The following is a 22,782-nucleotide window of genomic DNA, read 5'->3' as shown; positions in this document are numbered from 1 at the left end:
CTTGGGCCTTACAGCCCATTCACTTCCTTGACTGGGAGATGCCCCAGCGCAGGTCGGAGCAGACCTCAGCCAAGGAATCCAGTGCCTTTCTGCGGTCCTTCCTTGGCCTGCCCTCGTCATCCAGAAGACAGTGGACCAGGGCCGAGCCGACGATGACCCCGTCCGCGTAGGCGCCGACCTGTGAGGCCTGCTGGGCGGTCGACACTCCGATGCCCACGCACACATAAGGGGCACCTGCATGCCTGACTCTCGCCACCAGGTTCTGGGCCGAGTTGGACATGCTGGTCCGTTCGCCGGTCACGCCCATCCGGGAGGTCGCGTAGACGAAGCCCCTGGCTGCACGGGATGTGATCTGCAGACGGGCATCGGTGGAGTCTGGCGAGACCAGGTAGACCCGGTCAAGTCCATACCGGTCCGACTGCTCTATCCACTCCCCGGATTCGTCGACGATCAGATCCGGGGTGACCAGACCGGACCCGCCGGCCTCGGCCATGCGGGCGGCAAAGTCCGCCACTCCATGATGCATGATCAGATTCCAGTAGCTCATGACCAGAGCCCTGGCACCGTCCGCCTGGACCTGACGGACCGCGTCGAAGACACCGTCGACCTTGACGCCATTGTCGATGGCGCACTTGCTGGCCGCCTGGATGACCGGACCATCCATGACCGGGTCGCTGTAGGGCAGTCCGATCTCGAGGATGTCCACCCCGCTTTTCACCATGACCCGCATGGCCTCCAGGGATGTGGGCACGTCGGGGAATCCATAGGGGAAGTAGCCGATGAAAGCCGGCCTGCCCTCTTGGCGGAGGGCCTGCAGCGTGGACGCCACCGGGCTGGCCGTGCGACTGAACCCCTTAGGTTGAACAGGCTGGGGTTGGACAGGCTGGGGTTGGACAGGCTGGGGTTGGACAGGCTGGACAGGCTGGGCGGGGGCTTTCTGCCATTGCCATTGCTGGTTGACCATCATCGGGCCTCCTCTTCTGCTTGATCGCTTCTGTTGCGCCCGGCCTGGGCTTCCAGAGCGCTGGCCTCCTGCTCGGACAGGTAGCCGAACCATCTGCCCGCCGTGGCCACATCCTTGTCGCCCCTGCCCGAGATGTTGATCAGAATGACAGGATTTCTGATTCCCTTGCGCAAAAGGTCGGTGGCCGCCTTGCTGGCTCCAGCCAAGGCGTGCGAGGACTCCAGGGCGGGGATGATGCCCTCGGTCCGGCACAGGTCGCTGAAAGCCTGCATGGCCTCATTGTCAGTTGCATAGTCATACTTGACCCGGCCCATGTCGTGCAGCCAGGCATGCTCAGGCCCCACTGAGGCGTAATCCAGGCCGGCGGAGATGGAGTAGGTGTCCATGGTCTGGCCCTGGTCGTCCTCCAGCATATAGGACTTGGTCCCTTGGAAGACACCGATCTGACCGGTGCCGGGCGAAAGGCGGATGGCATGCTTGCCCGACTTGGGCCCGTCCCCGCCGGCCTCGTAAGCGTAAAGGGAAACCCGGGGATCGTCCAGGAAAGTGTTCATGATGCCGATGGCGTTGGAGCCTCCGCCGACGCAGGCCACAACCCCGTCGGGATGGTCGATGCCGTATGCGGACAGCTGCGCGGAAGCCTCTTCGCCGATGATCTTCTGGAAGTCCCTGACGATGGTCGGGAAGGGGTGGGGGCCGGCAACCGTGCCCAGCAGGTAGTGGGTGGTCTCCACGTTGGTCACCCAGTCGCGCAGGGCCTCGTTGATGGCGTCCTTGAGGATCCTGGTCCCGGTGGTCACCTCGACGACTTCGGCTCCCAGCATCCGCATCCTGGCCACGTTCAGGGCCTGTCTGCGGGCGTCTATCTGCCCCATGTAGATTCGGCACTTGAAGCCCAGGAGGGCACAGACCGTAGCCGTGGCCACGCCATGCTGGCCGGCGCCGGTCTCCGCAATGACGCGTGTCTTGCCCATACGCTTGACCAGGAGCCCCTGACCCAGGGCGTTGTTGATCTTGTGGGCGCCCGTGTGGTTCAGATCCTCCCTCTTCAGAAAGACCCTGACCTGACCGCCGACCCGATCGCCGATCAGCTTGGCGAACCGAGGCGCCGGCGTCAGGGCCGAAGGACGCCCCACATAGACCCGGTTGAGCCTGTTCAGCTCCTCGCGGAAGGCCGGATCAGCCTTGGCCTCCTTGTAGACGCGCTCCAGCTCGTCGAGGGCGCCCACCAGGGCCTCAGGGACGAAACGTCCGCCATAAGGGCCGAAATAGGGACCGTCATGGGTTGAGAGGGGCCTGGCCTCGGCGGCCTTGAAGCGGTGACCAGCCTGAACCAGCAAGCGGACGGTACCCTCCTGATCCTGTGAGGTGACCAGACCTTCTCCTATCAGGACCGCATCGGCCCCGGCCCGGGCATACCGCTCCAGCTCGACCGTGCCGAACACTCCGGACTCGGCCACCTTGACCACATCCTTGGGCAGGTTGGAGGCCAGGCGGGCATACTGGTCAACGTCGACGCTCAGGTCCTTCAGATTCCGGGCGTTGATGCCGATCACCCGAGCGCCGGCCGCAATGGCCCGCTCGATCTCCTGGCGATCGTGCGTCTCGACCAGGGCGGTCATGCCCAGGCTCCCGGCCAGGTCGAGCAGGTGCTTGAGGCGGGCGTCATCCAAAGCCGCCACAATCAGCAGGATCATGTCGGCCCCATTGGCCCTGGACTCCCAGACCTGGTAGTCGGAGACGATGAAATTCTTGTTGAGCACGGGAATGCCTACGGCCTGTCTGACCTGCCGCAGATCCTCCAAGGATCCCAGGAAGCGTCTGCCCTCGGTCAGGACCGATATGGCCGAAGCGCCCCCGTTGGCATACTGCCGGGCCAGGGCGGCGGGATTGTTGATGTCGGCAAGGTACCCCTTGGAAGGCGAGGCGCGCTTGATTTCCGCGATGATCGGAATGCCGACGCTCTCCCTGAGCAGTCGCGCGGCATCCAGAGGTTTGCGCTTCATGCTCCTGACCTGTTGCTTGAGGCTTTCCAGGGGAATCTGCTGTACCCGGCTCCTGGCATCTTCCACGGCGCCGGCTACCAGTTCATCCAAGACGGTCATAGAGCCCTTCCCTCCAGTTTCCTGTGTGTTCCCTGCCACAACCTTAGCGTCTTTCTGCACTGAATTACCCTTCCTGGTTCTGCATTTGCGCCTGCGTGCGATTGCCCTGCACCGCGGGCAAGGGCCCTCCGGCTTCAAAACACGACCTGTGTCCAGTGTGGCAGGCCGCCCCCACCTGGTCGACTTCGATGAGCAAGGCGTCCCCGTCGCAGTCGATGCTGACCCCCTTGACGTATTGGACATGCCCGGAGGTGTCGCCCTTGCGCCAGTATTCCTGCCTGGAGCGGGACCAGAATGTGACTCTTCCTGTTGTCAGGGTCCGTCTAAGGGCTTCCTCGTCCATGTAACCGACCATAAGAACCTGGCGGCTGTCATACTGCTGGACCACTGCGGCCACAAGTCCCTTGGCGTCCTTCTTGAGCCTGGCCGCTATGCTCGGGTCCAAACGTGCTTCCTGGTCCTTCGAAGACTGTGACATTGATCCTCATTCTCCTGATTTGTCCGACATATCCTCGTCGGTTGCTTGTTTATGGTATGGGTACAGTTTCCCGATTGCTGCCAACAGGGCCTGCAAATGCCATGCACCGTATGGTGCTGAAAATTCTCTTCGGGATTGGTTCAGGCCTGCCATCGAACCGGATACCCGGCCGCATGGAGCGCCTGCTTGACATCCTTGATGGACACCTGGCCGAAATGGAAGACGGAGGCCGCCAGGACCGCATCGGCCCCAGCCTTGACAGCAGGAGGAAAATCGGCGGCCTTGCCTGCGCCGCCACTGGCGATGAGGGGAAGGGATACGGCCTTGCGCACGTCGGCGATCATCTCCAGATCGAATCCCTGACGGGTACCGTCCGCATCCATGGAGTTGAGAAGGATCTCGCCGGCTCCAAGCTTCTGGGCCTGCTTGACCCAGTCAATGGCATCGATGCCGGTGGACTGGTGGCCGCCCATGGTGGTCACCTCATATCCTGAGGTAATGCCCTGGGCATTCGATCGGCGGGCATCGACCGAAAGCACCAGAACCTGGCGACCGAACCGTTGGGCGATGTCGCCGATGACCTGCGGATTGGCAATGGCTGCCGTGTTGATGCCGACCTTGTCGGCCCCTGACCGCAGGAGAGTGTCGACATCCTGCGGGGTCCGCACGCCTCCGCCTACGGTCAGCGGAATGAAGATCTGGTCGGCAGTGCTCTTGACCAGGTCCACCATGGTGGCTCGCCCGCTGCCCGAAGCGGTCACATCCAGAAAGGTCAGTTCGTCAGCGCCCTGTTGGTAGTAAGCGGAAGCCAGTTCGACCGGATCGCCCGCATCGCGCAGATTCTTGAAGTGGACGCCTTTGACCACACGGCCCTTGTCGACATCCAGGCAGGGAATGACACGAACCGCTACCGTCATGCGACCCGCCTTCCTGCCTGAACCGATTTGTTTGAATCAAGACCTTAGCTTCTCTGGCATCCGAAGACCATGGCATGTCCACACTATGGCATGGTGATTGCAGAACGCCGGATTAGGCCTGGAGCTTGACGGCCTTGGCTGCCAGCTGGCCGCAGGCGCCGTCGATGTCCGATCCGCGGGTGTCCCTCATGGTTGCAGCGATGCCGGCCTTGTGGAGAATGTCCAGGAAGCGCTGCTCATCCTCGGGCTTGGAGGCCGTCCAGCGAGACCCCTCAATCGGGTTCAGAGGGATGGGGTTGACGTGCGCCCAGTCGTCCCCGTAATGGTTGAGACGCTTGGCCAGCAGACGGGCATGCTCGGCCTGGTCGTTGATGCCGCGCATCAGGGCGTACTCGATGCTGACCCGCCTGCCGCTGGCCAGGTAGTAGTCGTGAGCCGCGTCCAAGACTTGGGTGGTGTTGAAGCGGCGGTTCATGGGGACCAGCTCGTCGCGCAGCTTGTCGCTGGGGGCATGGAGGGAGACGGCCAGACGGACCGGGATCCCCTCTTTGGTCAGCTTGCGGATGCCGGGTACCACGCCGACCGTGGAGACGGTGATGTTCCTGGCCGAGATGCCGAATCCCTTGGGCGGCAGGGCGCTGATCTGCCTGACTGCGGAAAGCACAGCCCGGTAGTTGCCCATGGGCTCGCCCATCCCCATGAAGACGATATTGCTCAGGCGCCCCGGGCCTCCGGCGACCTGTCCGGACCGCATCATCTGGGAGGCTGCCCTGACCTGTTCCAGAATCTCACCGGTCGACATATTCCGGGTCAATCCCAGCTGACCGGTAGCGCAGAAAGGGCAGCCCATGCCGCAGCCGACCTGGCTGGAGATGCAGAGGGTGGCCCTGGAGGGGTAGCGCATGAGCACGGACTCGATCCTGGACCCGTCGAAGAGCTCCCAGAGGGTCTTGATGGTCGTCCCCTGGTCCGCCTTCTGAACAGTGACCGGTGTGATCAGTTCAGGAAAGAAGCGGCGCGCGGCTTCTTGACGGCTGGACGCGGGAAAATCCGTGAAGTTGTCCGGATTGGTGGACAGATGGTTGAAATAGTGGTTGGCCAGCTGCGAGACCCGGAATTTCGGCAGGCCCAGTTGAGCGCAGACCTCCTGACGCTCCTCTAGATCCATGTCCGTAAAGTGACGAGGCGGCTTGCCTCGACGCGCATGGTCGGCCGCCAGCACGTCCCTGAAGGCGCCATCCTTGCCTCCGGGGGTGATGCCGGTTTCAGGCTCGGCACCGGTCGTATCGACATCTGTCATACCTCTACCTCATCCAGTATCAGTTATCCGACCATCAATACCGGTCACAGGCCGGTGATCAAAAGGACCAGTGTGATGAACGGTGCGGACATGAGAATGGAATCCACCCTGTCCAGCACCCCGCCGTGGCCCTTGAGCAGGTGACCCATGTCCTTGATCCCCAGATCGCGTTTAATCAAGGATGCACTCAGATCGCCTAGGGTGCCTGTGGCTCCGACCATGATGCCCATGAGCAGGGCGACCCACCAGATCCGTCCCCAATCCGCCATGGGATAGGTGGCTGCGAAGATGACCAAAGCGCCAACCAGGCAGCAGAGCATGGAGCCTGCCAACCCTTCCAGCGACTTGCCGGGAGAGATGCGGGGCGCGATCTTGTGCTTGCCGAAGAGCGAACCAAAAAGAAGACCGCCGATGTCGCTTAAGGCGGGCAGGAAAATCACCATGAAGGCATGAGCTGCAGGATGCCCGCCGAAGGTGGTGGGCAGGGTTATCAGACAGGCCAGGAGGGTGATGTAGACAACGGTCAGGAGGGTGACGCCCACATTGGCCAGGCTGCTGGACCTGCTCCCCTGCTCTGCAGGGCCGTAGGAGGCATCGGCCATGGTCTGCGCGTCCTTGCCCGACAGCTTGGCGTTCACCGCCTTGACCAGCCGACCGCCCAGACGATGGTTGCGGGTGGCCGCGAGAGCCCCGACCAGGGCAGTGACCAGAACACCGGCGGTCATGACCGCCACGTGATCCGGTGCGTAGAAGGAGGCCAGCATGGTGGCCGCCGAGCAGATCCAGAGCTCGACCACCGGTATATGCAGGCCCGCTGTGGCAAAGTCCACCCTGAGCTCCCAGAGCCCCAGGGTCATGAAGATCACGATCAGGTAGATGAATGCGTCGATGCGCACCAGGATGCAGGCCAGGATGATGACCACCAGAAGCGCGCCAGTGGCCACCGCCTGCGGCATGTTGCGCCCGGTTCGCTTGTTCAGGGTTGCGACGGCATCCTGACCCGCCTTCTCGGCAGAGCTTTCCTTAGTACTCATGAAGTGTGGATCCTCCCCAGGCGGATCAGACCTCGAGGATCTCCTTCTCCTTGGCATCCAGGAGCTGGTCGATCATGTCGTTCTTCTGCTTGGTGACGGTCTCCAGCTCCTTCTGCAGCCGGTTGCCCTCATCCTCACCCAGGTCGCCGTCCTTGACCTTGGTCTCCAGCTCCTCCTTGACCTTGCGCCGGATGTTGCGGACGGCCACCTTGCCCTCCTCGGCCTTGGTCTTGGCCAGCTTCACATAGTCCCGTCGGCGCTCCTCGGTCAGCTCGGGCATGGTCACCCTGATGACGTTGCCGTCACGGCTGGGGTTGACGCCCAGGTCCGAATCGCGGATGGCCTTCTCGACTGCGCCCGCCTGGGAGGGGTCAAAGGGGGTGACGGCCAGGGTGCGGGGCTCTGGGACGCCGATGGATGCCAAGGACTTGATGGGTGTGGGTGTGCCGTAATACTCCACCATGATGTCGTTGAGGAAGGAGGGGTTGGCACGCCCGGTCCTGATTCCCGAGAAGTTCTCCTTGGTCGCCTCGATGCTCTTGTCCATCTGCCTTCCGGCCTGGTCCACCACTGTGGTCATGATCTGCTCCTTGCTGTATGGACCATCCGCCTGTGCGCGCGAGGTCCGTCATTCTTATACTCTACGGCCATGGGGCCACGGGGGCCAAGCGGCGCGGGGTGTGCCCGCAATCGGTCACAGGGTATGATCAGGACCGCCGTGGACCAGGGTGCCCAGGCGCTGGCCCTTGAGCGCTTCGGTCACGTTGCCTTCGCCCTCCAGTCCGAAGACGCGAATGGGCATGTCGTTGTCCCGGGCCATGGACAGGGCTGCCGCATCCATAACAGCCAGATTGTCCACCAGAGCACGCTGGTAGCTCAGGTTGGTGAACATGCGCGCGGAAGCCTGCTTGTGCGGATCAGCCGTGTACACGCCGTCCACGCCGTTCTTGCCCATGAGGACCTCGACGCAATGAATCTCCAGGGCCCGCTGGATGGAGACCGTGTCGGTGGAGAAGTACGGCATGCCGGATCCGGCGCCGAAGATGACCACACGTCCCTTTTCCAGGTGACGGATGGCCTTGAGCGGGATGTAGGGCTCAGCCACCTGGCCCATGGTGATGGCTGTCTGCACCCTGGTGGCCTGACCATCCTGCTCCAGGAAGTCCTGCAGGGCCAGGCAGTTCATGACCGTGCCCAGCATGCCCATGTAGTCGCCGCGCGAACGCTCGATTCCGGCTTGGCTGAGCTCGGCTCCGCGGAAGAAGTTGCCGCCGCCCACCACGATGGCCACCTGCACGCCGCTCTGCACCGCCTGAACGATCTCCTTGGCCACCCGCTTGACCACCTGCACATCGATGCCGACTTCGCCTCCCCCGAAGGCCTCTCCGGAGAGCTTGAGCAGCACACGACGAGGCGATGCTGGGTTTTGCGCTGAATCGGATCCGGTCATAAAAGCCCTTTCTCCAAACATGATGACAGGCGGAATACGCCGCTAATAGGGTACCGGGGCTGGGCGACAACCCCTCCTCGAGCAGGCTCGGGGCAAAAGAAGGGGAGCGGCCACGAAAGCCACTCCCCCACTGTCAATTGCCATCAATGCGGGTCGCCTGCCTATCCCTCAGGCAGGATCAGGCCAGGCAACTCAAGTACATTGCTGGGCTACTCCTCCTCGTCGCCCTTGCCGACCTCGAGACGGGCGAAGGCCAGAGCCTTGCCGCCAGCCTGCTTGAAGAGATCGCCAATGGTCTTGGAGGTGTCCTTGACGTACTGCTGCTCCAGCAGGACGGTCTCCTTGAAGAAGGCGTTCAGACGCCCCTCGACGATCTTGGGAATGATCTTCTCGGGCTTGCCTTCAGCCTGGGACTTCTCGGTGGCCACGCGGCGCTCGGACTCCACCACGTCGGCGGGCACATCCTCGCGGCTGAGCCACTTGGGGCTCATGGCGGAGATCTGCAGGGCCACCTCATGGGCCACCTGGGCGCCGGCCTCATCAGTGGCGATCATGGCCACGATGGATGGGGGCATCTCCACGGACTTGCGGTGGGCGTAGATCTCCACACGGGGACCTTCGACCCGGGCCACCTGGCCGACCTTGACGTGCTCATGGAAGAGCGCGCCAGCCTCCTCAACGGTCTCCTTGACGGTGCCGGACTTGGATGGAGCGGCATCGACCTGCTCGGCGTTGGAGGCATCAGCCTTGGCCACGTCGTCGATGACCTCCTGGCCGAACTCGATGAACTGAGGGGTCTTGGCCACGAAGTCGGTCTCGGAGTTGAGCTCGACGGCATAGCCGATCTGGCCCTGTCCGCCCTCGACGACGGTGGAGGCTATCAGGCCCTCCTGAGCCTTGCGGCCCTCACGGGCGCCTGCGGCCTGGATTCCGGTGGCGCGGATGATCTCCTTGGCGCGGGCCATGTCGCCCTCGGCCTCGGTCAGGGCCTTCTTGACGTCCATCATGCCGGCGCCGGTCTGGTCACGCAGCTCCTTGATCAGTGCAGCGGTGATTTTTGCCATAAAACTCTCCTATCTAGATGCCAGGTTCAGGCGGCCTGATCGGCAGCGGGGGTCTCCTGCTGCTCTTGCGCAGGCTGCTCGGCCTGGGGAGCCTGGGCGGTCTCCTGGGCCTGCTCCTGCGGCTGTCCGTCCTTGTTCTCCAGCAGGTTCTTCTCCCACTCGGCCATGGGCTGGTCGGAGGCCTCCTCGGTCTTGGCAGCCTTGCCGGAGCGCTCCAGCAGACCGTCGGCCACGGCATCAGCCATGAGCCGAGTCAGCAGCTCGACGCCGCGAATGGCATCGTCGTTGGCCGGGATGGGGTAGGTGACGAGCTCAGGATCCGTGTTGGTGTCCACCAGGGCCACAACCGGGATGCCCAGCTTGTTGGCCTCGGAGACCGCCAGGGCCTCCTTGTTGATGTCCACCACGAACAGGGCCGAGGGGGTGCGGTTCATGTTGCGGATGCCGCCCAGCTGGCGCTCCAGCTTGTCCTTCTCGCGCCGCAGGAGCAGCAGCTCCTTCTTGGTCAACCCCGAGCCGTGCACGTCGTCGAAGTCCATCTCCTCCAGTTCCTTCAAGCGGCCGACCCGCTTGGTCACGGTCTGGAAGTTGGTCAGCATGCCGCCCAGCCAGCGCTCGGAGACGTAGGGCATGTTCACCCGGGTGGCCTGGGCCTTGATGGCCTCCTGGGCCTGCTTCTTGGTCCCCACGAAGAGCACGGTGCCGTTGTGGGCCACGGTCTGCTTGATGAAGTCATAGGCCTGGTCGATCAGACCGAGCGACTTGAAGAGGTTGATGATGTGGATGCCGTTGCGCTCCGTCAGGATGTACTGCTTCATCTTGGGGTTCCAACGACGGGTCTGGTGTCCGAAGTGGACGCCGGCCTTCAGCATTTCGCTCATGGTGATCTGTGCCATGTCCGTACCTTTCATTGTCGGTTATTGCCTGGCCATGTGCACCTGCGTGCAACTCCGAGGAGCCGACCGACACAGGACGTCGCGGACATGGCGCGAATTTGCGGCGTGTGTTCGGGAATACTCTTGGCGCGCCTGCCCACCCGTGACAGCGGACCTGCGCAATGACACGCCGAATTACCATGATACCCAAGGCCAATGACCTCGGGTATCGTGTTCGCCCTCTGCCTACCTGGCTGATCTCAGCTGCTGCATGGCCTTGCGGCGAACGTCGCTCTCCAGCCGATCCACATAGACATGGCCGTCCAAATGATCGCACTCGTGCTGGATCATCCGCCCCATGATGCCATGGCCCTCGAGGGTCACTGTTTTGCCATCCAAGTCGATGCCGTGGGCTCGGGCGTAGTCGGCCCGCCTGGTCGGATACCAGAGGTTGGGCAGGGACAGGCATCCCTCCTCGCCATACTGCTCGCCGGAGGTCTTGTCGATGACCGGATTGATGATGTAGCCCACCTTGCCGCCAATATTGTACGAGAAGACGCGCAGGCCCACCCCGATCTGGTTGGCCGACAAGCCTGCCCTGCCGGGATCGTCGACGGTGTCCACCAGGTCACGGACCAGACTGCGCACAGCCGGGGTGATGCTGGTCACAGGATCGCAGGGGGTGCGCAAAACCGGATCGGGAACCACTCTGATTGTACGAATCGCCACTGCTTACTCCTCGTCATTCCGGCCGTCACGGCCGTCCTTCTCGTCCTCTTGGTCTGTTTGCTCCTCCTGGTGGCCATCACGCTTGCGTCCGGTCATGCTGGCCAGGGAATCGCTCATGGTGGTCCGTGCCCTGCTGACGATGTCGTTCTCCTTGGCGGCGGGCTTGGCGGGCGTCCTGGGCGCATAGAGGACCTTGTCCACGAGTTCAGCGTACTGGCTGAGCACCTCGGGCCGCACGACCTTCAGGCTGGGGGTCAGGGTGCCGTCCTCCTGGCTGAAGTCCTTGTCCAGCACCAGGAATTTGCGCACCGACTCGGCCCGTGAGACGTTGCAGTTGGCCTTGTCCACATATTGCTGGATGAAGGCATGGATGGCATCGTTATGGCTGGCCTGCTCCATGCTCATGTCAGCGTCCAGGCCCTGGGAGGTCAGCCAGGACCTGAGCATGCCGGCATCCAGGGTGACCAGGGCGCCCACGAAGGGCCTGCCGTCGCCCACGACCACGGCCTGGGAGACTATGGGGCAGGTGCTGATGACATCCTCCAAAGGCGCCGGGCTCACGTTCTTGCCGCCGGCGGTGATGATGACGTCCTTCTTCCGGCCGGTGATGAAGACGAAACCCTGGTCGTCGATCTGGGCCAGGTCGCCGGTGTGCAGCCAGCCGTCCTTGTCGAGCACGGTGGAATCCAGCTCGGGCTGGTGGTAGTAGCCCATGAAGACACTGGGGCCCTTGACCAGGAGCTCATCGTCGTCGCTCAGCCTGACCGTGATGCCCGAGCCAGGACGGCCGACCGAGCCGACCTCGTTGGCATCTTCGAAGTTGACGATGCAGGGGGCCGCCGTCTCGGTCATCCCATAGCCCTGAATGAAGGTGATCCCGTCGATCCCGTTGAAGAAGTGGGCCAGGTCGGCATTCATGGGCGCGCCGCCGCAGGCCAGGTAACTCAGGTTGGAGCCCAGGGCGGACTCGATCGTGTTGCCGACGGTCTTGGTGTAAAAGGCGTGGGCCAGGCGCGTCAGGAGCGAATGGCCACTCCCCTCCTGCTCGTCCTTGGACCACTTGATGAAGTGCTTGGTGGCCTTGGCGAAGACCTTGCCGGCCAGACCTGTGCCGGCCTTCTGCGAGGCGGCGTTGTAGACCTTCTCGAAGACGCGGGGCACGCCCAGCAGATAGGTGGGCCGGAAGGTGCGCAGATCAGTCAGCAGGTGCTTGGCGTTGGAGACGTATCCGACCACGCCCTGGGCGCCGATGGCCACGTACTGGATGTAACGGGCGAAGCAGTGGGCCAGGGGCAGGAAGAGCATCAGGCGGGAGGGTGCTGCCAGCATGTGGTAGAGCACATCCCAGCCCACGAAGACGATATGGACAAAATTCCGGTTGGAGAGCATGGCACCCTTGGGCTCCCCAGTTGAGCCAGAAGTGTAGACGATGGTGGCCAGATCGTCGGCTTTGACCTGGGCAATGGCCTGATCCAGGCGCTCGTCTTCGATTCCCTGGCCGAATTCACTGACTGCGTTCAGGCCCCCGGCTTCGAAATTGAAGACGTACTTGAGCTTGGGCGAGGATCCCCGGACCTGCTCCAGGATCTGCGCATGCTCTGAGTCGCCGGCGAAGGCCAGGACGCAGTCCACGTCCTGAACGATCTTCTGGGCCTGGGTGGGCGAGTCGGTCTCGTAGATGGGCACCGAGACCGCACCGATGGCGGCGCAGGCGAAGTCCGTGACCCCCCAGTCGTAGCTGGTGGAGGCATAGATGACCACGGTGCTGCCCTTTTCCACGCCCAGAGCCATCATGCCCTTGGCCACGGCGCGAACCCGTGCGGACATCTGCCCGGCCTTGACATCGTGCCAGTTTCTGGTCATGGGATCCTGCCACTGGGCAACCAGCTCCTCAGGGTCGCGGGCGGTGCGTTTTGCCAGGAGTGAATAGATGGTGTCCTTGTCCGTCGTCGGGTGTTGAAGCTCGACCGTATATTCACGCAACATACCCACCATCATATGGGTCACCCCGCCAAAGCCGCCGCCTAGCCCATGTCGAAGCGGACGCAAACCCAGCGCGAACCGCTTCTGGCGACGATCAGGTTGGTCAGCACAGTGCGCTCGCCGACCAGAAATCCGATGGTGGTTTCGTACCGGTCACGGTCTACGCGGTAGATCTCGACCAGTTTAGGAATAAGCGGCAGGTAAGTCATGCCGGCATGATCCGCCGTGCGGACCATGCCCAGATGCCGATCCCGCAGCAACTGGGCCAGCAGAGCCAATCGTTCCATGCAGACGCGGTTAAGCACACGGTCCAGGTTCTTCATAGGCAAACGACCCCGCAACACATCGAAGACCCTGGATGCTAAGGCGCACAGGTTGACAAGAATACGCTTGAGATCCGCCGACAGACCCTCATGTCCGGCAGCATCCCCCGGCCGAATGAAGTTGACCGTTCGCACGGTCAAATTGATGTCGCCGAGCCCCAGCGGCACCTGCGTACAGGTTGACGGCCACCAGCCGCCGATCTCCTGCCCTGTCGACTCCTCGGTTGCTCGATCGTGATCCCAGACCGGTGCCAGATCCATATACTCCGTCATACTTCTCTCCTCGCACTCCGATGTGCTTGTTCCCCCTCCCATGCCGGCGAGGCGCACTGGGCAACCGACGCAACGACAGCGATTACGTCCAGAGTAGGAATGCACCGAGGGATTGTAAAGGCCGGTTCAGGAATGTGGTCAACCTGAACCGGCCTTGATGCGGATTGTGGATAACTGAACCGTGAATGCCCTATTCTGCTCAGCAGCGGGGGGCGGGGGTCACTGCCACACGGCACTTCTGGAAGTTCTTGACATCCACATAACCGGTGGAAGCCATGGCCCGGCGCAGGGCCCCGATCAGATTCAGACTGCCGTCGGTGCGGTCGCTGGGGCCGAAGAGTATGCGCTCCAAGCTCCCCACCTGACCTACCTGGACCCTGCGACCCCTAGGCAGTTCAGGATGATGAGCCTCGGCCCCCCAATGCATGCCCTGGCCGGGAGCCTCCTTGGCCTTGGCCAAAGGCGTGCCCAGCATGACCGCGTCGGCCCCCATGGCCAAGGCCTTGACAAAGGAACCCGAGGTGCCAGTCTCCCCGTCGGCGATAACCTGAACGTAGCGTCCACCGGACTCGTCCAAGTAGTCACGACGCGCCTCGGCTACATCCGAGATGGCCGTGGCCATCGGGGCTTGAATTCCGACGGTGGCGGAGTCAGTTGAGGAGGCTCCCCCGCCGAATCCGACCAGCACCCCGGCAGCACCGGTGCGCATCAGATGCAGGGCAGCCTGGTAGGTGGCGGCCCCGCCGACGATGACCGGCACGTCCAGGTCGTAGATGAACTTCTTCAAATTCAAGGGCTCATGGCTGGTGGAGACGTGTTCGGCCGAGACTGCCGTTCCTCGGATCACAAAGAGGTCCACACCCGCATCGACCACAGTGGTATAGAACTCCTGGGTGCGCTGAGGGGACAGGGCTCCGGCCACCGTGACCCCGGCCTTGCGAATCTCCTGCAGACGGCGGGTGATCAGCTCCGCCTTGACCGGCTCACGGTAGGCCTCCTGAATGACCCCGGTCGCCTGCTCTGGCGAGGCATGGGCTATCCGGTCCAGCTGGGGGCGCGGATCCTCGTATCGGGTCCACAGCCCCTCCAGGTCCAGCACACCCAGTCCGCCCAATCGTCCCAGGGCAATGGCCGTCTCAGGGCTGGTCACCGAGTCCATGGGCGCCGCCAGCAGAGGCAGGTCGAACTCGTAGGCATCCACCTGCCAGGCCGTGGAAACATCCTGGGGATCCCGGGTCCTTCTGGAAGGGAGTATGGAGACATCATCGAGCGTGTAGGCCACCGTGGCCTTCTTGCCGAGACCGATTTCGATTTCCTGTGTCATGTCTGCCAGCCTAGCGCCTCATGATGACGCTCCGGCTTGCTACGAACGGGTTACGAGCAGGGGAACAGAGAGTAACAAACTTGGGATAGAACTGTTCGCGAGCGCAACTGCGGCACCGGGAGCAGGATCCGGCCCCCGACCCGCCCACTGTTAGGAGGCCGCCATGGAGAAGATCGCCGTGAAGGGACGCATCGTCGAGCTCGACGGTGACGAAATGACCCGGGTCATCTGGAAAATGATCAAGGAACGGCTGATTCTGCCCTACCTGGATGTGGACCTGGACTACTACGACCTGGGCATCCGCAACAGGGACGCCACCGACGACAAGGTCACCGTGCAGGCGGCCCAGGCCATTCAGCGCGAGCATGTGGGCGTCAAATGCGCCACTATTACCCCTGACGAGGCTAGGGTGCAGGAATTCGGTCTCAAACGCATGTGGAAGTCGCCCAACGGCACCATCCGCAACATTCTTGGCGGAACCATCTTCCGTGAGCCCATCGTCATCGACAACATCCCCCGGCTGGTTCCCGGATGGTCCAAGCCCATCGTGGTGGCGCGCCATGCCTTCGGCGACCAATACCAGGCTACCGATTTCACTGTTCCAGGGCCGGGAAAGCTGAGCGTCGTCTTCACCCCTGAAGACGGGAGCGACCCGGTGACCCGCGAGGTGACGGTCTACCCAGGTCCAGGCGTGGCCCAGGTCCAGTTCAACCTTGACGACTCCATCCGCGACTTCGCCCGCTCCTGCTTCAACTATGCCCTGCAGAGGCACTATCCGGTCTACCTGAGCACCAAGAACACCATCCTCAAGGCCTACGACGGCCGCTTCAAGGATATTTTCGCCCAGGTCTATGAGCAGGAGTACCAGAGTCGGTTCGAGCAAGAGGGGCTGACCTACCAGCATCGACTGATCGACGACATGGTGGCCTCCTCGCTCAAGTGGCAAGGCGGCTATGTCTGGGCCTGCAAGAACTACGACGGCGATGTCCAGTCCGATGCAATTGCTCAAGGGTTCGGATCCCTGGGCCTCATGACCTCCATGCTGATGACGGCCGACGGGCAGACGGTAGAGGCCGAGGCCGCCCATGGGACCGTGACCAGGCATTACCGGCGCTGGCTCAAGGGGGAAACCACCTCCACCAACCCGATCGCCTCCATTTTCGCCTGGACCGGAGGGCTCAGGCAGCGGGCGCGACTGGATGACACACCCAAAGTGGCCGAGTTCGCGCAAACACTGGAATCCGTAGTCATCGAGACCGTGCGCGCCGGTCGCATGACCAAGGATCTTGCCAGTCTGGTAGGTCCTGATCAGCCTTGGCTGGACACCGACGGGTTCATGGACGCCTTGGACCATGCACTTGCCGAGCGTATGGCTTCAGGTCCTGCAGAGACCAGGGGGCGCAAGACAGCCAAAGCAGACTAGCAGATCGGACAAAACCACTATCTCCTGCCATTGCACAAGGTTCTTGCAGGCGGTGAATCTCCTCAGATCCGCCTGCACTGTCAGTCCCATCGGCGAGGACCGTGTACGCGAAACATCGACCCTTCATACGCTCCTGCCCGAGAGCCCATAGAATGGTTGCTCGGGACCCGGCCAGAGTCGGGCTTTGTCGGAATGAAGGAGCGAACGTGAAGAAGACCGGCTTTGCACGGCGTTTGTCCAGCTTGCTGGCCCTGCTGGCAGGCCTGGCCATGGTAGCCTCGGCTGCTGCTTGCGGTGGTCCGGCCTCGGGCAGTGGACAACAGTCTCCGAGCGCCTCACAGAGCCAGGGAACCACAGCGGCCGCTGAGGTCCCCGGTCGGGTGGCCATTTTCACTCCCTCCGACGGCATCACCCTCTCCCAGCACACGCCCATCAACAAGTGGGCCGCGCTGGTTCCTGAGCTTAAGGCGGCACTGGCCAAGGAGCATCTTTCCGATAAACACATCGATGCCTACACCAGCGGGAATCTGGAGGATCAAAGCAAGGAGCTGCAGGATTACCTGGTCAACCGTCTTTCGGAGCGCAAGGCCGGGAAGACTTCAGAGCCGACCACACTGGTGGTGGCACCCATGACCTCGCCGGATTCCATCACCCGCCAGTATGGCGACTATATCAGCAAGTCTTTGGATGCCGATGCCAAAGACAAGGCGCGCGCACGTCTGGTCTCGTCTCTGCGGCTGGCTGCGGGCGCGGGCATGCATGTGGTCCTGCTGGCCAACCAGGTGCCGGGAATCCAACCGGATCTGTTCGTGCAATTGTCTGATGCACGGGCCATCGGTCAGATGCAGGCGGACAAGCTGGCCAGCAAGCTGGAGCTGGACAAGGCCAGCAAGGACAACCCCTGCCGCATCGAGATTCTGCTGCCGAACCGGACAGCTGATGCATCATCCGATGCATCCCCTGCTGACAAGGGCGTTGACACCGGCCAGGCTGGGCAGAACCAGCAAGAGGATCAGGATGAACAGCATTCCTTCCCCGCCCAGGCTTTCGCTGGCATCTGGCAGGTGCTGGGGCCCTATTTCAAAGATGGACGGGCTGTCAGCCCCTCGGGGCTCCTGACGGCAGACAGCACCGAGAAGGACTGGCAGGCGATCGCCTTTGATCCAGGCAAGGACGCCTCGGCTACCGGCAAAGAGCTGGCGACCCGCCTGGCCACGAACGATGGCGCCAAGACCCACACTGAGGTGGACGGCATTCTGGCCATGAACGATTTCATTGTTTCCGGTGTGGTCTCTGAGCTCGGGGATCTGGGATATCGGGGTTCTTCAGCGGACGTCAACCCAGAGATCTCAATATCAGGCATTGTGGGATCCATGGTCGGTCGCCAGGATCTGCACCGGAAGCGCGTGCCCAAACCCGCTCAGAGTCCTACAGCGCAGAATCCGACAAGGTCGCAGGCGGATCCTTCACAGGGCACGGGCAGGACCCAGGATTCCACACCCTCGGACGACCATGCTGCCTGGCCCATCATCAGTGGATACGGCGCCTACGTAGACAACATCCCTCAAATCGTGGACGGACGGCAGTGGATGACTGGTCTGGAGGACAGACTGGGGCTTGCGGCTGATATTGCCAAGGCCTGTGTCGGGCTCAACAGCCAAGGCAAGGTGCCAGCCATGGATACGATCCAGACCGTCAACCAGGACGGCAAGCAACTGCGCCGCCTATCAAGACCCCTGGTTGCGGTTTCGGCCTCCAACCTCAAGGCGGCGCTGATCGATACAGGCTACATCAAGCCAGCCGACGCGGGTCTTTGAGCATAGATCTCCTGCTCGATCCGGTCCTCATACCGCTTGAGAACCTCCTGACGGCGGGGCTTGTATGACGCGGTCAGCAATCCGTTTTCACGAGTGAAGTCCTGATCCAGAATTAGATAGCGGCGGATGCCCTCGGCCCGGGAGACCTGAGCATTGGCCGCGTCTACTGCACGATCGATCTCCGTGCGGATGATAGGGTTCTCCCCAGCCGAAGCGGCATCGTCCAAGGGTTCAGCACCCTGATCCCGCAACCACTTGTTGACCTCCTCGAGATTGAGGGTGATCAGGGCCGAGATGAAAGGCCTGCGGTCCCCGATGACCATGCAATGGCTGATGATGGGCGAACGTTCAACGGCTGTTTCCAGCAGCGACGGCGAAATGTTCTTACCCCCTGCGGTGATGATGATCTCCTTGCGCCGGCCAGTCAACCGAACGAATCCGTCTTCGTCCAGACTGCCCAGATCGCCGGTCATCAGCCAGCCGTCGCGAATCTGCCGGGTGGTGATTTCTGGATGGTTGTGGTAGCCCATGCAGACATCGGGGCCCTTGACACACAGCTGGCCCTCCTGGTCAATGCCCACGGTGATGCCGGGCATGGGCAGGCCGATGGTGCCCAGACGGTAGCCTTTGGTGGGGTTGACCGTCACCGGACCCATGGTCTCAGTCATGCCGTAGCCCTCCAGCAGGGGCAGACCTATGCCGTTGAAGAAGTCCGCGATGTCCCTGTCCAGAGGAGCGCCGCCCGAAATGGCATACCGGACCCGGCCGCCCAAGGCCTCCAGGATGGGATCGTAAACGGTGCCCGTATACATGAGGTGCTTGGTCTTCAGCGACATGGGAACCCGGCTTCCGGTCTGCTGATGACGAGACCACTGCCTGGCCACCCCTGCGGCATCCAGGAAAATCCTGCCCCTGGCGCCTGCTCCGGCCCGCTGGGAGGCCGCGTTGTAAATCTTCTCGAAGATTCGCGGCACAGCCAGGATGAAAGTGGGTTTGAAGGTCTGCATGTCCTGCAACAGATTGCGGATGGATCCGGTAAGCCCCAGCGTGAGATCCGTGGCGATGGCGAAGAACTGCAGACAACGGGCGAAAGCGTGGGCCAGGGGCAGGCAGAGCAGAAGCCGTCTGCCCTCGCCCAGACAGATGTCAGGGACGGCCTGGACACCCGAACGGACGGTGAAGATGATGTTGCTATGGCTGAGTTCTATGCCCTTGGGCTTGCCCGTGGAGCCTGAGGTGTAGACGATGGTGGCCAAGTCGGAGCCCTGCACCGAGTCGGCACGGGCTTGGAAATCCGCCTGGTCCACCGCCTGTCCATAGGCGGTCATGGTGGTCAGTGCTCCCCTGGTGATCACATACAAGTCGTTCAGATAGGCACACTGGGAACGAACAGCGTCCACTCGGGCCCTCATGTCGTCATCCTCCAGAAAGGCCATGCCGACATGGGAGTCGTTGAAGATGCGCCGAATCTGATCGGGAGAGTCCGTCTCGTAGACCGGCACCGTCACGGCTCCGATAGCCAGGATGGCCATGTCCAGGGCGGTCCATTCCCATCGGGTGTGCGAGACGATGGCTACCGAATCCCCCCGGCCAACCCCCCGGGCCATAAGCCCCTTGGCCAGCGCGACCACACGGTCGCGAAACTCCCGGGCCGTTATCGTGCTCCACTCGCGTCCGCTCCGATATTCGATCAAAGGATCGTCGCCCAGGCGCTTCACCCTGTCCTCAAGCAGGGAGAAGACACCGGCATCGGCGTCTATGGGCTTCTCAAGCGGACGCGTAAATTCTTGCTGCATGTTCTGCATGACCACTCCCTGCTGAAACGGCGTTATGCTTTACGATTCTAACCGCTCCCCCGGGCCGGCGATATACCCGGCCTGCAGACGCGCGAGTCTTGCAAACGGACCCCCGCACTCCTAGAGAGGCTTGAGACGAATGCGATGCCGTCCGACTTTAGCGCCTGGATCCAGATAGTGATTATGACCATCTTTCAGCCCCCAGTGCAGGCAATCCTGATCACAGTGGTCAGACACCCCGTCTACTTTTCCCCAGACTGCGCCTGCCTGCAGCCGGGTTCCCGCCGGCAAAGAGCTCTTGGCTGGCTCATAGGTGGAGGTCAGTTTGCCGTGACGAATGGAGACCACGTCCTTGCCTGCTACAGAACCGGCAAACGTGATGACACCGTCTGCTGGGGCCCGGATGGGCCTGCCTTGTTGCACTGCCAGATCGATCCCGCGATGACCGCTCAGCCACGGATGATCCGGAGGATCGAAGGGACGCATAACCTGCGGAACAGCCTTGTCGCCAGACAAAGGTTCAAGGGGCCACAGCCAGCCCCGGCGGCAGGCAGAGGTCGATGAGGTAACTCGATCATTCTGCGCCGGAGCTGCAGCCGAAGGCAGGGTCGGCGCAGGCTGAGCCGCGACGGTTGCCGTAGGTCCCGCGGCCGACAGAACCAAGGCCAGCGTCAATGCCAGCAGGGTCCTGGGGAACCAGGGAGGCCGACAGCCGGAAGGCATGTCAGGCATCCGGCCGGTAACCCTCTGGATACCCTTCTTCTTATGGTCACGCGCACAGGCCATAATCGCACCTTCATTCCGTCATCACGGATGCCCGATTGGGCGTCCACCATCATGATGGACTTAATGCCAAAGCCTTGCCGACTAATAGGAGGCATGTGGTCGAATATGGAGTCGTCCACACTCAGATGGATCGTCAAAACACGCTACTCGAGAGTCCTCGAAAGGATTCCCAGCCAAGATGCCTTCTTGCCCTCTAAGCCAAATGAATGAGCGTCCAAGAGATGGGAGGCAGTTGAAGGTTGATGACATTTTCTTCCATCTTGAAGTCTTGTCTGGCGTGCATGACGACCTGTTCCTGATGTTCAAGGGTGTTGCGAGCCGACGGGTCATCTTCGTGCAGGGTGCTGACCGCCACCTTCCGATGTCGATCCTGTTCAGGCAGCACGATGCTAAAATCAACGGCACGCTCAAGACTACGGTTGACCGCAAATATGCTTAGGGAACCGTCGGCACCTCTAACGGCCACAGAATCAGTCATGGGCACCTGACCATAGCGAGAGGTCTCATAGGTGTCGCCGCTTTGCACGCTCTTGAGTACACGGGCACCCCGCGCATAACGGGCAGTCAGGGCGAAGGGATAGAAAATGGTCTGCCTCCAGGCCGGGCCGCCGGGCTCGGTCATGATGGGGGCAATGACGTTGACCAGCTGGGCCAGGCTGGCCGCATGAACGACGTCAGCATGCCTGAGCAAAGTGATCAGCAGGTCACCCACCACCACGGCATCTGCCACCGAATAGACATCCTCCAAGAGCGGCGCGCCTAGAGGCCAATTGCCGATGCCTTCGGGCGATTTGCTGGCCCTTTCATCCTGGTACCAGACATTCCACTCATCGAAGGAGATGAAAACCTGATGATCACTGCCCAGCCGGGCACGCGAGGCGGCGATGATGGCCGCCACATCAGTGATGAAACTGTCCATGTCCACACCGGAAGCCAGAAAGCTGCCCATGTCTCCATCCTTGGGCGCGTAATAGGCATGGCATGAGAGGAAGTTCACATTTTCGAAGCAGCGCTCCAGGACGGTACGCTCCCAGAGGCCGAAAGTGGGCATGGTGTGCGAAGAAGATCCGCATACGACCAAATCCAAGCCCGGATCGATCATCCGCATGGCCACAGCCGTCCGGTTGGCCAGATCGGCGTATTCCTGTGCACTCTTGTGGCCGATCTGCCAGTCGCCGTCCATTTCGTTGCCCAGGCACCACATCCTGATGTCGAAGGGACGATCATGGCCGTTGGCACGCCGCCGTTCCGACAACTCGGTACCAGATGGCACATTGCAGTATTCGAGCAGGTCCAAGGCCTCCTGCATGCCCCTGGTGCCTAGGTTGACGGCTTCCATGAGCTCGTTGCCACCCAGCTTGTCCAGCCAATCGCTCATCTCATGCAGGCCGAACTCGTTGTTTTCGCTGGAGTGCCAGGCCAAGTCGAGACGACGAGGAGGCTTTCGCGCGGACCCACCCCATCTTCCCAGCGATAGCCTGAGACGAAGTTGCCGCCCGGGTATCGGATGGTGGTCACGCCCAATTCCTTGACCAAATTCATGACGTCACCGCGAAAACCCTGCTCGTCTGCTGTCGGATGCCCCGGCTCATAGATGCCCGAATAGATGCCCCGGCCCAAGTGTTCCACGAAAGATCCGAAGAGTCGATCGTCAATGGACGTGGACTCCTGCTCCTCATCCACATTGAACTGTGCCCTGCTCCTGCGAGTTTGCTGCCCTTGCGTCACTGTCTGACTCCCTCGTTCTGACTTTGTCGTCCATACTTCTCGTCCATGTTGGAACTATGGATCATCTGAATGGTACAACGTTGTGTATTCTGCAAAGCACTCAGCTACAGCTTTGCGCAATCTCGAAAAGGGACAGCCCCGTGTCGGACGAACGGCTGCCTAATCATTCATTTTGAACAGCAATTCAATCAAATGATCATTCTGATATCTGTACATACAGCAACCAAGAGCGCTTGGGGCAATGGGTCTTGCATTCGTTGTATTGATCGCACAATACAAATAAAAAAAAAACCGCCGGAGAACCGGCGGCTGAGAGCTCCCGCAGCTGGGCTTGAACCAGCGACATTTCGATTAACAGTCGAACGCTCTGCCAACTGAGCTATGCGGGAATGTCCCGTTCAACTCTCGCTGAA

18 protein-coding genes, 1 tRNA gene and 1 pseudogene are annotated in these 22,782 nt (G+C 61.8%); 2 read left to right on the top strand and 18 right to left on the bottom strand.

The features are described from left to right. Positions 1-19 precede the first annotated feature (19 nt). From trpA to H3T92_RS07185, 14 genes are all read right to left on the bottom strand, one after another. Positions 20-964, bottom strand: a complete 945-nt coding sequence (gene trpA / locus H3T92_RS07250; protein WP_144085981.1) for a tryptophan synthase subunit alpha — start codon at positions 962-964, stop codon at positions 20-22. After that, positions 964-3,069 (bottom strand): tryptophan synthase subunit beta, encoded by a 2,106-nt coding sequence (gene trpB, locus H3T92_RS07245; protein WP_144085923.1) that lies wholly within the window; start codon positions 3,067-3,069, stop codon positions 964-966. The genes trpA and trpB overlap by 1 nt, the downstream gene beginning before the upstream one ends. Positions 3,070-3,133: 64 nt before the next feature. Next, positions 3,134-3,547 carry a phosphoribosyl-AMP cyclohydrolase gene (gene hisI, locus H3T92_RS07240; RefSeq protein ID WP_144085922.1) on the bottom strand — a complete coding sequence of 138 codons (414 nt, stop codon included), beginning with the start codon at positions 3,545-3,547 and terminating at the stop codon, positions 3,134-3,136. Positions 3,548-3,687: 140 nt separating this feature from the next. Beyond that, the gene (gene hisF / locus H3T92_RS07235; protein WP_144085921.1) at positions 3,688-4,464 is read right to left on the bottom strand and encodes an imidazole glycerol phosphate synthase subunit HisF; all 777 of its coding nucleotides are present in this window, start codon (positions 4,462-4,464) and stop codon (positions 3,688-3,690) included. Positions 4,465-4,576: 112 nt separating this feature from the next. After that, a complete protein-coding gene (rlmN, locus tag H3T92_RS07230; protein WP_144085920.1) occupies positions 4,577-5,764 on the bottom strand; it encodes a 23S rRNA (adenine(2503)-C(2))-methyltransferase RlmN in 1,188 nt (395 codons plus the stop codon). 44 nt (positions 5,765-5,808) lie between these two features. After that, positions 5,809-6,798: a phosphatidate cytidylyltransferase gene (locus H3T92_RS07225; protein ID WP_144085919.1), complete on the bottom strand. Its 990-nt coding sequence runs from the start codon at positions 6,796-6,798 to the stop codon at positions 5,809-5,811. Positions 6,799-6,823: 25 nt separating this feature from the next. Continuing rightward, positions 6,824-7,378, bottom strand: a complete 555-nt coding sequence (gene frr / locus H3T92_RS07220) for a ribosome recycling factor (RefSeq protein WP_101432300.1) — start codon at positions 7,376-7,378, stop codon at positions 6,824-6,826. A gap of 114 nt (positions 7,379-7,492) precedes the next feature. Next, positions 7,493-8,248 (bottom strand): UMP kinase, encoded by a 756-nt coding sequence (gene pyrH, locus H3T92_RS07215; protein WP_144085918.1) that lies wholly within the window; start codon positions 8,246-8,248, stop codon positions 7,493-7,495. Between the two features lie 209 nt (positions 8,249-8,457). Next, complete coding sequence (gene tsf / locus H3T92_RS07210; RefSeq protein WP_144085917.1) at positions 8,458-9,312, bottom strand: translation elongation factor Ts; 855 nt, start codon at positions 9,310-9,312, stop codon at positions 8,458-8,460. Between the two features lie 26 nt (positions 9,313-9,338). Beyond that, a complete protein-coding gene (gene rpsB / locus H3T92_RS07205; RefSeq protein ID WP_144085916.1) occupies positions 9,339-10,208 on the bottom strand; it encodes a 30S ribosomal protein S2 in 870 nt (289 codons plus the stop codon). Positions 10,209-10,433: 225 nt separating this feature from the next. Next, on the bottom strand, positions 10,434-10,916 hold the full coding sequence (locus H3T92_RS07200; protein WP_015021747.1) for a peptide deformylase: 483 nt from the start codon (positions 10,914-10,916) through the stop codon (positions 10,434-10,436). A 3-nt stretch (positions 10,917-10,919) separates the two neighbouring features. After that, complete coding sequence (locus H3T92_RS07195) at positions 10,920-12,902, bottom strand: AMP-dependent synthetase/ligase (RefSeq protein ID WP_144085915.1); 1,983 nt, start codon at positions 12,900-12,902, stop codon at positions 10,920-10,922. Between the two features lie 38 nt (positions 12,903-12,940). Then, on the bottom strand, positions 12,941-13,495 hold the full coding sequence (locus H3T92_RS07190; RefSeq protein ID WP_144085914.1) for a hypothetical protein: 555 nt from the start codon (positions 13,493-13,495) through the stop codon (positions 12,941-12,943). A gap of 199 nt (positions 13,496-13,694) precedes the next feature. After that, positions 13,695-14,819: a GuaB3 family IMP dehydrogenase-related protein gene (locus tag H3T92_RS07185; RefSeq protein ID WP_144085913.1), complete on the bottom strand. Its 1,125-nt coding sequence runs from the start codon at positions 14,817-14,819 to the stop codon at positions 13,695-13,697. Positions 14,820-14,982: 163 nt separating this feature from the next. Between H3T92_RS07185 and H3T92_RS07180 the strand changes: the two genes are divergently transcribed. Together H3T92_RS07180 and H3T92_RS07175 are read left to right on the top strand one after the other, a co-directional pair. Then, positions 14,983-16,242, top strand: a complete 1,260-nt coding sequence (locus H3T92_RS07180; RefSeq protein WP_144085912.1) for an NADP-dependent isocitrate dehydrogenase — start codon at positions 14,983-14,985, stop codon at positions 16,240-16,242. A 269-nt stretch (positions 16,243-16,511) separates the two neighbouring features. Then, entirely contained in the window at positions 16,512-18,059 is a 1,548-nt protein-coding gene (locus H3T92_RS07175) for a hypothetical protein (protein ID WP_186279452.1), read from the top strand. Here H3T92_RS07175 and H3T92_RS07170 read toward each other — a convergent pair. The 4 genes and pseudogenes from H3T92_RS07170 to H3T92_RS07155 form a co-directional block, all read right to left on the bottom strand. Next, entirely contained in the window at positions 18,029-19,855 is a 1,827-nt protein-coding gene (locus H3T92_RS07170) for an AMP-dependent synthetase/ligase (protein WP_186279451.1), read from the bottom strand. The two genes, H3T92_RS07175 and H3T92_RS07170, sit on opposite strands and share 31 nt — an antisense overlap. 120 nt (positions 19,856-19,975) lie before the next feature. After that, positions 19,976-20,641 carry a M23 family metallopeptidase gene (locus H3T92_RS07165; RefSeq protein WP_144085910.1) on the bottom strand — a complete coding sequence of 222 codons (666 nt, stop codon included), beginning with the start codon at positions 20,639-20,641 and terminating at the stop codon, positions 19,976-19,978. 193 nt (positions 20,642-20,834) lie between these two features. Beyond that, positions 20,835-22,369, bottom strand: a pseudogene (gene arfA / locus H3T92_RS07160) (arabinosylfuranosidase ArfA). A 316-nt stretch (positions 22,370-22,685) separates the two neighbouring features. Beyond that, positions 22,686-22,758, bottom strand: a tRNA-Asn gene (locus H3T92_RS07155). Positions 22,759-22,782: the final 24 nt, after the last annotated feature.

Origin of the sequence: Bifidobacterium sp. W8112, assembly GCF_016101425.1 — a bacterium.
Classification (GTDB): domain Bacteria; phylum Actinomycetota; class Actinomycetes; order Actinomycetales; family Bifidobacteriaceae; genus Bombiscardovia; species Bombiscardovia apousia.
Note: the sequence above shows the minus strand (reverse complement) of the source record. Positions and strands in the feature narration are given on the sequence as shown.